Source organism: Bacteroides graminisolvens DSM 19988 = JCM 15093 (assembly GCF_000428125.1).
Taxonomy (GTDB): Bacteria; Bacteroidota; Bacteroidia; order Bacteroidales; family Bacteroidaceae; genus Bacteroides; species Bacteroides graminisolvens.
The window spans coordinates 102,543-116,479 of record NZ_ATZI01000001.1 but is presented as its reverse complement, the minus strand read 5'-3'; the positions used below and the strand labels follow the sequence as shown (position 1 = coordinate 116,479).

Genomic DNA, 13,937 nt, shown 5'->3' with positions numbered 1-13,937 from the left:
CAATTGAAATTATCCCCTCCACACTCCAAGGTAATTCCAATTATCAGGAAATCCCATATCTTTTAGAGATAATAATCTTCCTCCATCTGCAATCAAAGCCTTTAGATTCTTATGAAAATCATTATTGGGGCTAATAATATCTAATATGTATTTGACACAACATAAATAAGCAAAGAATTTGTTTTGCTATAGTTTTTTTTGTCGTCTTTATTCAATAACTCATATAAAGGACTCAATGTACCAAGAGAAATCACTTCCAAAGCCATACATGCTGGAGGCGTTTTGGGAATAAGGTATTTGCTTTTATAATGCTTTATAAGGTATATAAACTCGAAGACCTCCCCGGGTGCGCTGTTCAAATGGGAAGCGTGGGAGGTCATATTGCTTGCAAATATAAGGTTTTTCCTTGAATTGATAAATGTAATTGAAATTAAATCTTTGATTATATAGTCTTTTAACAATAAAAATGAGAAAAAATAGAGTAAAGAGCTAAAAAAAAGTAGGAGAAAGCCATTACGGCTTTCTCCTACTTTCATTGCGGTGGGCCATCTAGGGCTTGAACCTAGGACCTCCAGATTATGAGTCTGTTGCTCTAACCAACTGAGCTAAAAGCCCGCACTAGTACAATTCTCTTGAATTGTGGGGCAAAATTAATGCATTTTGCCGATATATGCAAGAGTTACACGCAGTAAGTTTATCGGGAACCTTAAAATTTGTAAGTACGCTTGGGGTTTTTAGGGAACCAACCCTTCTTCACCCGGTCTTCCTGCTCGAATACTTCTTTGATTGTCCAGAACGAAGAAAAGGCAAATACCCCCAATAAAGAAGATATAAGAATGTTCTCTACGTATAATGAGGCAATAGTGCCTGCAATTCCCAGCACTAGAAATATCCACCAGGATTTGGTACCCCAATAATATTCTGCCTTTACTACCACCGGATGAAACAACCCGATGATAAGAAAGGTGCAGATACCTATAAAAAGTCCCGCAAGATGGTATTCATTCAGAAAATCCATGCTTTATTATTTATCTATGCGGATAGGAATCTCTTTCTTGATGCTTTGTTCCAGAGAAATCAAAGTTTCGGTAGCAGTTACTCCCGGAATTTCCTGCATTCTGTTATTGAGCAATTCCATTAAATGTTCGTTGTCACAAGCATATACTTTGGTTAACATGGTATACGGACCGGTGGTAAAGTGACATTCCACTATTTCAGGAATCTTTTGAAGTTCGGCCACTACGGTTTTATACATTGAACCTCTTTCCAGTTTAATACCGACATAGGTGCATGTTCTGTAACCTAAGCTTTTAGGGTTTACATGATAGCCCGAGCCTACAATTACTCCCATATCAATGAGTCTTTGCACACGCTGATGAATGGCTGCTCTTGAAACACCACATTGGGCGGCAACGTCTTTGAATGGAATACGCGCATTCTGCGAAATGATCTCCAGAATCTGCTTGTCTAAATTGTCGATTTTCTCCATAATTATGAGTTATTAATTCCACTTCTTATCAAAAAGTAAGCAAATATAGAGAATTATTTTTATTTCAATGGAAAAAAGGATGTAAAATCATTCATTTAGTGTACTTTTTGCTCTTCGTTTCTGTATATACAAATAAAAAGAGAGGTGAAATATGATACTTCACCTCTCTTTTTATTATACATTGAGAAAAAGTAATTCTTTATTTTTCAATGCCAAGAAGTTCAACCTCGAAAATCAATGTTGAGTAAGGTTTGATTTGTCCGGCTTCTCTTGCACCGTAAGCAAGTTCTTGAGGAACATAGATTTCCCATTTTGAACCTACAGGCATCATAGTAAGAGCTTCTGTCCAACCTTTAATTACTTGGTTAGCGCGGAAAGTAGTAGGCTCGTTACGTTTGTATGAGCTATCAAACTCTGTTCCGTCAATCAAAGTACCTTTGTAGTTAACCTTCACGCTGCTTGTATCAGCAGGAATAGCACCGGTTCCTTTAGTGATAACTTTGTATTGCAATCCGCTAGGAGTAGTAACTACACCTGCTTTTTTCTTGTTTTCTTCAAGGAATTTAACTCCGGCAGCTTTGTTTTCAGCGAATTTAGATTCCATCAATTTAGCTTTGATAGCTTCCATTCTGGTTTGAGTAAATTGCTGTGCTTGCTCCATAGTCATCACACCACCTTTCTGAAGAGTTCCTGAAACGAAACCTGCTAAGAAGTTTTCTTTGCTGATGGTTTTAGTTGAGTCTTCACCGAAAAGTTCTTGGTTGATGCCCTTCACCATTTGGTTGCTGATTTGCTGACCAATTTGAAGACCTGCTAAGTAAGCGATATCTTTTTTGCTGGTTTTAGTTGCACCTTCATTCAAACCTTTGATGAATTCATCCATGTATGCAGTATCAACGTCCATTCTTCCTACCAAATAGTCTTTCAAACCTTGAGTTTGAGCCATACCGATAGAGTATGATAAAGAATCGATGTCTGTTTTAAGATCTGCCTTTGGGCTTTGTGCTGTACAAGAAGCAAGGCTGGTTGCGGCTGCAATAGCCATAAATAAACTAACTTTTTTCATTTTACTTTGTTTTTTATTATAGTACTTGAATTAATTCAACTTCAAAGATAAGTGCGCTGTGTGGAGGAATCAGTTCTCCTGCTCCTTGTGCACCGTATGCCAAGTCAGAAGGAATATATAGTTTCCATTTGGCTCCTTCGGACATTAGCTGAAGCGCTTCTACCCATCCCGGAATAACTTGGTTTACACCGAAAACGGCGGGCTGTCCGCGCTTAACAGAACTGTCAAAAAGCGTTCCGTCAATCAATGTGCCTTCGTAGTGACATTTAACTTGATCCGTAGCCTGTGCTTTCTTGCCTGTACCTTCGGTTATTACTTCATATTGTAGTCCGCTAGGAAGAGTGATAACTCCTTCTTTCTTCTTATTCTCTTCCAAAAAGCTATTTCCTTGTTCTATGCTGGCAGCGTTCATTTTAGCCTCTAATTCAGCAAAATAGGTATTCACTATATCGCGTGCTTCATTGTGACTAATGGCTGTTTCGTTACCTTCGAGCACGTCTTTGATGGCTTGTGCGAAATCTTCTACTGAGATGCTTTTGGCACCCATTCCCAATAAGTTTTGACCAATTCCCAGGCCAATTGCATAGCTAAATTTATCCATAATTTTTTTGTTGTTAGCCGTCAGTGTCTTTTCTTTATAACATCTTTAGGCTGTTAAGCAAATAATGGAGGCAAAAGTACGTGTTTTATTTGAATCATTATGTTTTTGAGTATTTAATTTTTCTTATTCTTATATCTTTATGATTAATTATTTAGCCAATTGTTGCTACCTTTGTTAGATCATTGACAGATTTAAACAAATATCGGGAGATTACTTATGAAGAAATTGGTTGTATTGTCGGGTGCGGGAATGAGTGCCGAAAGTGGCTTAAGCACTTTTCGTGATGCCGGTGGTTTATGGGATAAATACCCGGTTGAACAAGTCGCTACACCGGAGGGTTATCGCGAAAATCCGGCTCTGGTGACTCAATTCTACAATGAAAGAAGAAAGCAACTGCTAACTGTAGCGCCCAACAGGGGGCATGAGTTATTGGCAGAAATGGAGAAAGAGTTTGATGTGACAATCGTTACACAGAATGTGGATAACTTGCACGAGCGGGCAGGTAGCAATCGGATTATTCATCTGCACGGTGAGCTTACAAAGGTTTGTTCCAGTTATGCGCCTTACGATTTACGTTATGTGAAAGAGCTTAAACCGGATGAGTACGAAGTTAAACTGGGTGACTTGGCAGGCGACGGCTCGCAATTACGCCCCTTTATCGTTTGGTTTGGTGAAGCGGTTCCTCAAATTGAAACAGCGGTAACATTTGTGGAACAGGCTGATGTGTTTGTGATTATAGGCACTTCGATGAATGTGTATCCGGCGGCGGGCTTGCTCAACTATGTGCCGAAACAGGCTGCTGTTTACCTGATTGACCCTCATGAGGTACAGGTTAATTCGTACAGACACATTGAAGTGATCCGAAAAGGTGCTTCTGAAGGGGTTGTCGAATTATTGTCCCGGCTTAAGCAAAAGGCGTAGAACAAACCATATATGATGAAGAACGGTGCTTATGTATCCGTAATGTTTGGCCATAATCCGGAAACGTTCTTTTAAGGATGCTTTCCGGTTTTTAGTTGTCATGCCTTCATCCAGATAATCAATCAGGTTGAGGCGTGTGTTGTGCAGGAGAGATGCTTTTTTCATTACCCGAATGCACCAGTCGAAGTCTGCCGAAAACCGATAATTCAAGTCGTAAGTTTCGGCAAGGGCGCGTTTGGCAATAAACGCCTGATGGCACACCAGCATTCCTTGACGGAAACTTTTCCAGTTTAATGTATCGGGTGTTTGCAGGCGGCGCATCCGAACAAAGTGTCTTTGTGCATCGACCAATGCGGTTTCACCATATATGACATCGGGCAGTACGTTGCTTTTGTTCAGCTGATGAACAATGAGCTGCAGGGTATCATCTTCGTGAAAAGTGTCGCCGGCATTGAGAAAACATACGTACTCTCCTTTTGCCATTTTTAATCCTTTGTTCATGGCATCGTATAACCCTTTGTCGGGCTCACTCACTACTGCTTGAATTTTATCTCTGTATTTGTTCACGATAGAAAGAGTGCGATCTTTGGATGCTCCGTCAACAATAATATATTCTATGTTGTGGTAGGTTTGCGACACAACACTCAATATCGTTTCTTCCAACACGCTTTCTGCATGGTAGGTAACGGTTATTATTGAAAACAAAGGGGTGATATGGCTATGCATTTTTTCCTGTTATCTTGTTATATAAATCAATGTATTTCTTGGCAATAATACTTTCTGAGTAGTTAGCAACAACCTTTCGGCAAGCTTCTTCCGATAATCTGTGGTATTCCTCCGGATCGCTCAGCACCCAATGAATACCGTTGGCAAAATCGGCCGACGATTTGTATTGTGCCACATAGCCGTTGTGCAAATGATCTATCATTTCGGGTATTCCACCCACGTGAAAGCCTACACAGGGTGTTCCGCAAGCCATGGCTTCCATGATGGTGTTGGGCAGATTTTCTTCTAAGGAAGGGGTCACAAATATATCAACCGCATTGTATATATCTACTAAGCGATGTTCATCTCTGACATAATTGAGCGGATATACTTTAAAAGGCAACAGGTTTTCAAGGTGGCCCGACTGGTTACCAAATACGACCACGCCCAGCTTGTCAACATAATCGGGATGTTTTTCGGCAAGTATTTTGCATGCTTCAATCAGGTAGTCAATGCCTTTTCTTTTATCAGTTATTTTAACCGAACCGAATAGAATCAACTGTTTGTCTTGCGGTAGCATGCACCGTTCTCTTGCTTCTTCCTTATCAGCGGGTTTGAATAGATTGGTGTTAATAGGGTTGGGTATGCTTAAAATCTTTTTGCCTGTCAACAAGTTGCTTTTCCGTGCCCTCTCTTCTAGCCAATGGCTGCAAGTAACAAATGCCATGGAATGGTCTTTGTATATCTTTTGTTTTTTGCGATAGGTGCGGTACGAAAGGTCTTTCTTGCTTCCACCTCCGTAGATGAACGGACAATCGTGGCAACCTTCCTCATAATTGGTGCATTCACGTGCGTGGTGGCAAATGCCAGTGCATGGCCACATGTCATGCATAGTCCACACAACCGGTTTGCCTGATCTTAGAATTTTATCAATTCCTTTTAATGAAAGCATTCCTTGATTGATCCAATGCAAGTGAATGACATCTGCTTCATTGAATTCGGGCAGTGAAGTAATGTCTGTCCCGGTATTGGCTATGTCGACCGCGAACAGATTGTGTTTCTTAAAATGATTGGCTCGCCAAATGGTGATACGCTCCCGTACAAATTTCCAAATATGCAGCCAGGAACGTTCCAGCCCTACCACACTGATTTGTTCGGTTTGCTTATCGCGTACCAATAGTTTGGCTTTTATGCCGTTATTCTTCAATGATTCCATGAGGCGGCTTGCGGCAACGGCGGCCCCGCCAATTCGTTCGGAAGTGTTGATTAATAGTACTCTCATAAGCTGAATGTTTTGACAAAAGTAGTGCTTTTACCGCTTTCTATCTATAAATTCGTTTATTTTTTAGTGTAAAAAACGGTAAAGTATCTATCTTTGCCGGATATAAGCAAAATAGTATATGGGAGATAAATGGATGAAACGGATGGAACAAGGTTGGCAAAGCTTGTTAAGCGTAGTGAAAATAGTACTTCAGTCGCGCTTAAACACTACGTTGCCTACCTCTTTCTGTAATGCAGATGAGTTACTGATTCTGGCTAACGGACCTTCACTTAACAAAACGGTGCAAGAAGCAGCCGGGTTTATAAAAGGAAAAACATTGTTGGCAGTGAACTTTTGTGTTTCTTCTCCTATGTTTGAGGAATTGAAACCGGAGTTGTATCTGATTGCAGATCCTCTTTTCTGGATAGTGCCCGAGAAACGTGTTCAACTTTTTGAAACAATGGCTCGGAAAACAGTGTGGCCCATGTGCCTCTTTATTCCTGTAAGGGCTTACAAAAATAAAGATTGGCAACCCATGCTTGCTGCAAATCCCCATATTAAAGTGTATGCATATAACACAACGCCGATAGAGGGATTTCAGAATATATGTGACTTTATTTTTGATAGGGGATGGGGAGTGCCGCGTCCTCACAATGTATTGATTCCTTCTATTGCAATGGGGTTGCGACTTCCTTTTAAGAAGATATATCTGGCGGGAGCCGATCATTCGTGGTTGCCCGAGATTACGGTGACCGATGACAATGAAGTATTAATGCATCAAAAGCATTTTTATGATCAGAATCAGTCTCAGGCGGCCAAAGTACAGAAAGAAGATTTGAACTCGGCTCATCTTTATACGATTCTGTATCACATGTATGTGGCTTTCAAGTCTTATTTTGTATTGGATGCTTATGCTCGTAAAAAAGGGAAGGAAGTGATTAACGTCACGCCCGGATCATACATTGATGCTTTCAGGAGGATGAAAATATGAAAGATGGAATAGTTATTCAGGCTCGTACGGGCTCTACTCGGTTGCATAACAAGATTTTGCTGCCGTTTGATGGAGAAAGATGCATTCTTGATATTTTGATAGGAAATATAAAGGCGGCTTTTCCGGAAATGTGTATTGTACTGGCTACTACGGTAAGAAAGCATGATGATGCGCTGGAAGAGACTGCCCGTAAACTGGGCATTCATTGTTTTCGTGGCGATGAGGATAATGTGTTAGATCGCTTTATTAAAGCGGGAGAAGCTTTTGGACTGGACAGAATGGTGCGTGTGTGTTCGGATAATCCGTTTCTGCAGCCGGACAGCTTTAAAACATTGCTAAATGCACATGATGAATTGCCGGCTGATTACGTGGCGTTTGGCTTTGAAGACGGAAGGCCTACCATTAAATCGCATCTGGGATTGTTTGCGGAAGTCACTACGCTGGATGCCTTGAAACGAATAGCAAAGGTTACGCAGCAGAAACTTTATGTGGAGCATGTTACAATTTACATGTACACTCATCCCGAAGAGTTTTCCGTTCGATTGTTGCCGTTACCCGATTATCTGGAAGGAAGGTTTGATCTGCGTTTCACGCTCGATACAATGGACGATTTTATGTTGCTCCAGAATTTGTATGCTGATTTTAAGGCTATCAATGGAGGCGGAGTGAGTGAATTGCTACAGTTAGTAAAGCAGCATCCGGACTATCGTGCGAAGATGCTGGAGAATATTGCAAAAAATGAAAAATAATAGGTGATGAAGAGTACTTATATAATAGGTGAAATAGGACAGAATCATAATGGATCGGTTGACATCGCTAAACTTATTGTTGATTTAGTATCGCGTCCTGTAAAGGAGGAGGTCTTTGGTTTGGACTTGTGTCCTATGGATGCGGTGAAAATGACTAAACGTGATTTGAATGAGGAACTTACTGATTCTCAGATGAATAGGTTGTATGACTCTCCGCATTCTTTTGGACGGACTTATGGAGAGCATCGTGCTTTCTTAGAGCTTACCGATGAAGAACACTTTGAAGTATATAAACACGCTAAGTCTTTAGGGCTCGATTTTGTGGAGACTCTTTGTTCAAGAGGTTGCATGTCTTTGCTCAAACTGTTTACTCCTGACTTCTTAAAGGTGGCGAGCCGTGACTTGACGAACTTGCCTTTGTTGGAAATTATGGCGGAAACGAAAATACCCATCATCTTATCAACGGGTATGGCGGGTAAAAAAGAGTTGGATGAGGCACTGGCTGTGATTACGCGATATCATTCTGAGATATCCATTTTGCACTGTGTCTCTCAATATCCTACTTATCCGGATAACCTGAATTTGAAAACCATTACTTATCTGAAAAAGCATTACGGACAATATCGTATTGGTTTCTCGGATCATACCATTGGCATTTCTGCTCCGGTTGTGGCTGTAGGTATGGGTGCTGAAATCATTGAAAAGCACATCACGATTGATCGGCACATGAAAGGAACCGACCAATTGGGCTCTTTAGGGCCTGAGGGGGTAAACCGCATGATTAGAGATATACGAATAGCCGAGAGGTGGTTAGGCGAAGAGGAACTTTATATTGATGAGAGTGTGGCTGGTGCCAAAGTAAAACTTGAACGCTCAATAGCTACTAGGCAGGAATTATTACCCGGTCATGTTATTACGGAAGATGATATTCATTTGTTAAGTCCGGGCGATGGCTACAAATGGGTCGACAAAGATAGGGTTGTCGGTAAAAAGGTGAAGGCAACCATTAAGCGTAACGAAATAATTTATCCCAAAGATATAGAATAGAAGATATGGCTTTACCCAAATTGGTGATTACAGATATTGATGGTGTGTGGACAGACGGTGGCATGTATTATACGGCCGATGGTGATGTCATGAAACGTTTTTCAGTTAAAGATGGCTGGGGTGTGCTTTTCCTCCGTGAATTTGGTATTCCGGTTGCCATTATGACCGGCGAGAATACGCAGATTGTACAGAAACGTGCGGCTAAATTGAAGATAGAACGTTGTTATCTGGGAGTTAATGATAAATTGGCTAAGGCGCGTGAATTATGCGAGGAAATGGGTATTACTCTCGCCGATGTGGCTTTTATTGGTGATGATATCAATGACATCCGTCTTCTCAGAGAGGTTGGCTTTAGTGCCTCTCCGGCTAATACTCCAGTTTATATCAAAAAGGAAGTTCATTATGTCACGTCTGCTCACGGTGGCTTTGGTGCCTTTAGGGAATTTGTAGAGAAGATATTGGTCAATAATGGCATGCTGGAAGAGGCCTTACGTCGTGTCATGTAGCTTTTATCGAACTCCGGGCAGAGGCATTAATCGTGATACCAAAACTCTGCCCTGTTTCATGCAGTGCATAACCGACTGTCGCAAGCGTTGTTTCAGAGTTAATGAGGTATCTGCGGCTTCTTTTTGCAGTTGTTGTCTCTCTATTCCCGGGTTGTATGTGAGAATTCTGTCTTCTACAACTGTTACCATGTTGGTATCTCCTTTCTGCATATAATACCTGATCAGGTTTAATGAGATGGATTTATGGGACTGTCTGAGCCCTTGAAGAATTTCTACTTGATCTTTGAAGTAATCCATTAAGAGCTCTCTGACATGTAATGTTATGGCTAGCTTTTTATCGGTATCTCTCTCGCTCCATATTCCTTTGCTGTGTTTGCGGTATACTGCCATGGGACGTTTGAAATAGTATATCTTTCCATGTTGTGCGTTCAGCATGTGCATGGCATAATCACATAGGTTAATCTGACCAAACCATTCGGGCACTTGTGGGTAGTAACTCCGCCTGAAAAGTGAAGATGAGTTGGTTATGTAATTCCCTCTGGCAAGGTCTCTGATATCTGTAATTTGTTTCTGCCCACCGTTTGATAAACTTTTACTTCCGTCTTCTTCGTAGTAATTAATGACACGATGGAAACAGATGGCGAAATCAGGATGTTTGTCCATGAAATCGGTCATGCGTTGTAGTTTCTTCCGGTCTATCCAATAATCATCTCCATCACAAATTGCGATGTATTCACCGGTGCAATGTTCGTGTGCCGACATGAAATTCCGTTGTAATCCCCTGTTTTTTTCGTGTGCTACCAATGTAATTATATCAGGATACAATTCTTTGTAACGGGTACATATTTCCAATGTGTTGTCTGTGCTGCAATCTTCGGCAATTACGAGTTGTATCTGGTAATTGGTTTTTTGTTGCACAACTCCTTTTATGGCAGTTTCAATATACCGACCTATGTTGTATGCCAACATAATGATACTTACTTTTACTGATGGAGAGTTCATGTTATTTGGATTTTTGTTTAAAGAGTATTTCAACGGCTTCCCGAAGTATTTGTGATCCTAAGTACTTATTGGTTATGTAATAGAAAAGGATGCCAATCGTCATTTTAGTCAGAAGCAACGCGTAATAGGAACCTATGTAATATTCAGGTATCACTAGCAGTCCCCACATCAAAACTGAAATCACTGTATAGGGAAGTATGTCCTTGAGTTGTTTCGTCCATGAATATTCAATAGAGTGGCCAATATAGATTATGCTGATCAGGTAGATAATTGCCTGAATGAGTGTTTGAATGCCAATCATGACTAAGGCGCTTTCTTTTAATGAAACCAAGAGGCCAAGAATAATAAGAACGGTACGGACTATTTCTAATTTGAATATAACGTCAGACCGACCATATACTTTAATGAAATTTTGGTTGATGGATGTTAGTATGGTAAAGATACCGGCTATACAGGTGAGCTGAAAGAAGGGTATACAGCCCGCCCATTCCTTTTTCAGAAGAATAGAAATCAACGGTTCGGCTATGGAAACAAGTCCAATCATTAACGGAAAGGTAAGGAATGCAGTAAAACGTATGGTTTTTCTGTAAGACCGGATGCTTCTTTCTTTGTCGTCTTGAATGCTCGAAAAAATAGGATATGTGGCAGCTTGCAGACTGGAATAGATGGAACTGATAACCATCAGGCTGATCTTGTTACCCTGAGAATAATAGCCCAGATCTTTGGTAGGATACAACTTACCGATGGCTACTGAATAGATGTTTGTAAAAATAGAATTGATGAGGCTGGCAAGCAACAGAGATGAAGCAAAACCAAACAAACTCTGGATGTTAGAGAGTTTAAAGATCAGCTTCGGTCGCCATTTGTTTGACATCCAAAGCAGGGCAGATTTGCTAAACGACAAGATAACCGGCTGCCATGCCAATGTCCATACACCCATTCCGTTATAGGCCATAGCCAGTGAGCAGCCACCTGATATCAACAAGGATATAAAGTTTATCTTTGCAAGCCTTTTGAACTCTATCTTCTTGTTCAGAAGGGTGTTTTGTATTAAGCTTAGCGAGTTGAACGGCAGGCTTAGAAAGATGATCCGGGTAAGATCTGTCAATAACGGTTGATTATAGAACTGAGCAATGTAAGGGGCGGCAAAGAAAAGGATGGCATATAGTACTACGCTAATAGAAAGATTGAAGTAAAAAACGGAACTATAATCTTCTTCGGTAGCGTCTTGCTTCCGAATTAAAGCGGAGCTGAAACCACTGTCGAGCACAATATTGGCAATAGCGGTAAAGATAGCAAGCATCCCCACCAATGAGTAATCCTCTACGGAGAGGATGTTGGCAACGATGATGCCTACAATAAACAACAGAACTTGTTGTCCCATACGGTCCAACAAGTTCCAGAGCAGAGCTCCGACTGTTTTTTGTTTTAGCGATTGCTCTTTCATTATGCTAATAGCTTAAAAAAAAGCGTCTATTTAACTTCGCTTCCCGGCTTAACCTCTTTTTGGGGCATGATAACAGCCAAGCTTCCATCATTGTTTTCCGCAGAAAGAATCATTCCTTCACTAACAATCCCTTTGAGCTTACGTGGAGCTAAGTTGGCTATGAAGCAAACTTGTTTCCCTACCAATTCTTCGGGTTGGTAATGCTGGGCGATGCCCGATACAATGGTTCTTTGTTCCAAGCCGTCGTCAATACGGAATTGCAACAGTTTATCTGCTTTGGGCACTTTCTGGCATTCCAAAACGGTACCAACGCGTATGTCGAGCTTCATGAAATCGTCGAATTCAATATTAGCACGGATGGGGTTGGCCTTGTAGTTGGCTTCTTCGTTTGCTTTTTTGGTATCGAGTAATTTTTGCACCTGAGCTTCAATGGTGCTGTCTTCAATCTTCTCGAATAGTAATTCGGGTGTGTTGAGTGCATGACCGGCTTGTAATAGATCTGTTTGTCCCAGATTGGCCCAGTCAAAACTCTCCATATTGAGCATTCTACGTAATTTCTCAGAGCTGAACGGCAAGAAAGGCTCAAAGGCTATAGCTAAGTTGGCCACTAACTGCAAGCTGATGTTCAGGATGGTAGCTACTCTGTCCATATCTGTTTTAGCCAGTTTCCAGGGCTCAGTGTCGGCCAGGTATTTGTTTCCGATACGGGCAAGGTTCATTGCTTCTTTTTGTGCATCGCGGAATTTGAATACATTGAGTAGTTTTTCAACTTCCGTTTTAACATCAGCAAATTCCTTCAATGTTTCTTTGTCGTATTCAGTCAGTTCGCCTGCTTGCGGAACCTTTCCTTCAAAATACTTTTGAGTAAGTACCAGAGCGCGGTTAACAAAGTTACCGTAAACAGCTACTAATTCATTATTATTGCGCGCCTGAAAATCTTTCCATGTGAAATCATTGTCTTTCGTTTCCGGAGCATTGGCGGTCAACACATAGCGAAGAACGTCTTGTTTTCCGGGAAATTCTTCCAGATATTCATGTAACCATACTGCCCAATTGCGCGAAGTTGATATTTTATCACCTTCCAAATTCAGGAATTCATTACTAGGTACATTATCGGGCAATATATAGCTTCCTTCTGCTTTCAACATAGCAGGGAATACGATGCAATGGAATACAATGTTGTCTTTTCCGATGAAGTGTACCAAACGGGTTTCTTCATCCTTCCACCAGGTTTCCCACGTATCAGGCAGTAGCTCTTTGGTATTTGAAATATATCCGATGGGTGCATCGAACCATACATAAAGTACTTTTCCTTCTGCACCTTCAACCGGTACAGGGATTCCCCAATCAAGGTCACGGCTCACCGCACGAGGCTGTAAGCCCATGTCGAGCCAGCTTTTACACTGTCCGTACACATTGGGACGCCACTCTTTATGATCCTCCAGAATCCATTGGCGCAACCACCCTTCATGCTTGTCCAAAGGCAAGTACCAATGCTTTGTCTCTTTCACCACGGGTTTGCTTCCGCTAATAGCGCTTTTGGGGTTAATCAGATCAGTGGGAGAAAGTGAGGTTCCGCACTTTTCACATTGATCGCCGTAAGCTCCTTCGGAGTGGCAATGCGGACATTCACCGGTAATGTAACGGTCGGCCAGAAACTGATGTGCCGTTTCGTCGTAATATTGTTCGGACGTTTTTTCTACAAACTCTCCTTTGTCGTACAAGGTACGGAAAAAGTCTGAAGCCAGTTTGTGATGTGTCTCAGATGATGTACGCGAATAAATATCAAATGAAATACCAAAGTCTTCAAATGATTTTTTAATGATTGAGTGATAACGATCAACTACGTCTTGAGGGGTGATTCCTTCTTTTTTAGCACGGATGGTAATGGGTACTCCGTGTTCATCAGATCCACCGACAAACAAAACGTCTTGTTTTTTCAACCTTAAATAGCGCACGTAAATATCTGCGGGTACATAAACACCTGCCAAGTGGCCAATATGAACCGGACCATTTGCGTAAGGAAGTGCTGAGGTCACGGTTGTTCTTTTGAACTTTTTATCCATATCTTGAGTTTTTATTATCTTTTTGCAACGTGCAAAGATAATGGTTTTATACCGTTATTTTATTGCAAAAAGACAATAAAAACATC

General features: G+C 41.1%; 15 protein-coding genes and 1 tRNA gene. 5 read left to right on the top strand and 11 right to left on the bottom strand.

The annotated features are described in order from the left end of the window. Positions 1-140: 140 nt before the first annotated feature. From C511_RS18500 to C511_RS0100450, 6 genes are all read right to left on the bottom strand, one after another. Positions 141-380 carry an Abi family protein gene (locus C511_RS18500; RefSeq protein WP_226992459.1) on the bottom strand — a complete coding sequence of 80 codons (240 nt, stop codon included), beginning with the start codon at positions 378-380 and terminating at the stop codon, positions 141-143. A 161-nt stretch (positions 381-541) separates the two neighbouring features. Continuing rightward, positions 542-615 (bottom strand) — tRNA-Ile (locus C511_RS0100470). Positions 616-706: 91 nt separating this feature from the next. After that, positions 707-1,018 carry a DUF4491 family protein gene (locus C511_RS0100465; protein ID WP_024996013.1) on the bottom strand — a complete coding sequence of 104 codons (312 nt, stop codon included), beginning with the start codon at positions 1,016-1,018 and terminating at the stop codon, positions 707-709. A 6-nt stretch (positions 1,019-1,024) separates the two neighbouring features. Next, complete coding sequence (locus C511_RS0100460) at positions 1,025-1,489, bottom strand: Lrp/AsnC family transcriptional regulator (protein WP_024996014.1); 465 nt, start codon at positions 1,487-1,489, stop codon at positions 1,025-1,027. Between the two features lie 199 nt (positions 1,490-1,688). Continuing rightward, complete coding sequence (locus C511_RS0100455) at positions 1,689-2,555, bottom strand: FKBP-type peptidyl-prolyl cis-trans isomerase (RefSeq protein ID WP_024996015.1); 867 nt, start codon at positions 2,553-2,555, stop codon at positions 1,689-1,691. Between the two features lie 16 nt (positions 2,556-2,571). Further along, positions 2,572-3,156, bottom strand: a complete 585-nt coding sequence (locus tag C511_RS0100450) for an FKBP-type peptidyl-prolyl cis-trans isomerase (RefSeq protein WP_024996016.1) — start codon at positions 3,154-3,156, stop codon at positions 2,572-2,574. 216 nt (positions 3,157-3,372) lie between these two features. Here C511_RS0100450 and C511_RS0100445 point away from each other — a divergent pair, with 216 nt between their 5' ends. Beyond that, positions 3,373-4,077 carry an SIR2 family NAD-dependent protein deacylase gene (locus C511_RS0100445; RefSeq protein WP_024996017.1) on the top strand — a complete coding sequence of 235 codons (705 nt, stop codon included), beginning with the start codon at positions 3,373-3,375 and terminating at the stop codon, positions 4,075-4,077. On the opposite strand, the gene C511_RS0100440 is transcribed toward C511_RS0100445, so the two are convergent. Both C511_RS0100440 and C511_RS0100435 read right to left on the bottom strand, forming a co-directional pair. Beyond that, entirely contained in the window at positions 4,048-4,803 is a 756-nt protein-coding gene (locus tag C511_RS0100440) for a glycosyltransferase family 2 protein (RefSeq protein WP_024996018.1), read from the bottom strand. The genes C511_RS0100445 and C511_RS0100440 overlap by 30 nt on opposite strands. Beyond that, positions 4,796-6,064, bottom strand: coding sequence for a glycosyltransferase family 4 protein (locus tag C511_RS0100435; protein WP_027317632.1), 1,269 nt, complete (start codon positions 6,062-6,064; stop codon positions 4,796-4,798). Before C511_RS0100435 ends, C511_RS0100440 begins: the two co-directional genes overlap by 8 nt. A gap of 118 nt (positions 6,065-6,182) precedes the next feature. Between C511_RS0100435 and C511_RS0100430 the strand changes: the two genes are divergently transcribed. Genes C511_RS0100430 through C511_RS0100415 form a run of 4 tightly spaced genes read left to right on the top strand, consistent with a single transcriptional unit; the run spans position 6,183 to position 9,336 of the window. Next, positions 6,183-7,034, top strand: a complete 852-nt coding sequence (locus C511_RS0100430) for a hypothetical protein (protein WP_024996019.1) — start codon at positions 6,183-6,185, stop codon at positions 7,032-7,034. Next, a complete protein-coding gene (locus tag C511_RS0100425; RefSeq protein WP_024996020.1) occupies positions 7,031-7,783 on the top strand; it encodes a cytidylyltransferase domain-containing protein in 753 nt (250 codons plus the stop codon). The genes C511_RS0100430 and C511_RS0100425 overlap by 4 nt, the downstream gene beginning before the upstream one ends. Before the next feature lie 6 nt (positions 7,784-7,789). Beyond that, positions 7,790-8,830, top strand: coding sequence for an N-acetylneuraminate synthase family protein (locus C511_RS0100420; RefSeq protein WP_024996021.1), 1,041 nt, complete (start codon positions 7,790-7,792; stop codon positions 8,828-8,830). 5 nt (positions 8,831-8,835) lie between these two features. Further along, the gene (locus C511_RS0100415) at positions 8,836-9,336 is read left to right on the top strand and encodes a KdsC family phosphatase (RefSeq protein ID WP_024996022.1); all 501 of its coding nucleotides are present in this window, start codon (positions 8,836-8,838) and stop codon (positions 9,334-9,336) included. A 3-nt stretch (positions 9,337-9,339) separates the two neighbouring features. On the opposite strand, the gene C511_RS0100410 is transcribed toward C511_RS0100415, so the two are convergent. From C511_RS0100410 to metG, 3 genes are read right to left on the bottom strand one after another with little or no spacing between them, the layout of a single operon-like run. Continuing rightward, on the bottom strand, positions 9,340-10,338 hold the full coding sequence (locus C511_RS0100410; RefSeq protein ID WP_024996023.1) for a glycosyltransferase: 999 nt from the start codon (positions 10,336-10,338) through the stop codon (positions 9,340-9,342). 1 nt (position 10,339) lies between these two features. Beyond that, positions 10,340-11,785, bottom strand: a complete 1,446-nt coding sequence (locus C511_RS0100405; protein WP_024996024.1) for a lipopolysaccharide biosynthesis protein — start codon at positions 11,783-11,785, stop codon at positions 10,340-10,342. 26 nt (positions 11,786-11,811) lie between these two features. Next, positions 11,812-13,851 carry a methionine--tRNA ligase gene (gene metG, locus C511_RS0100400; RefSeq protein WP_024996025.1) on the bottom strand — a complete coding sequence of 680 codons (2,040 nt, stop codon included), beginning with the start codon at positions 13,849-13,851 and terminating at the stop codon, positions 11,812-11,814. Positions 13,852-13,937: the final 86 nt, after the last annotated feature.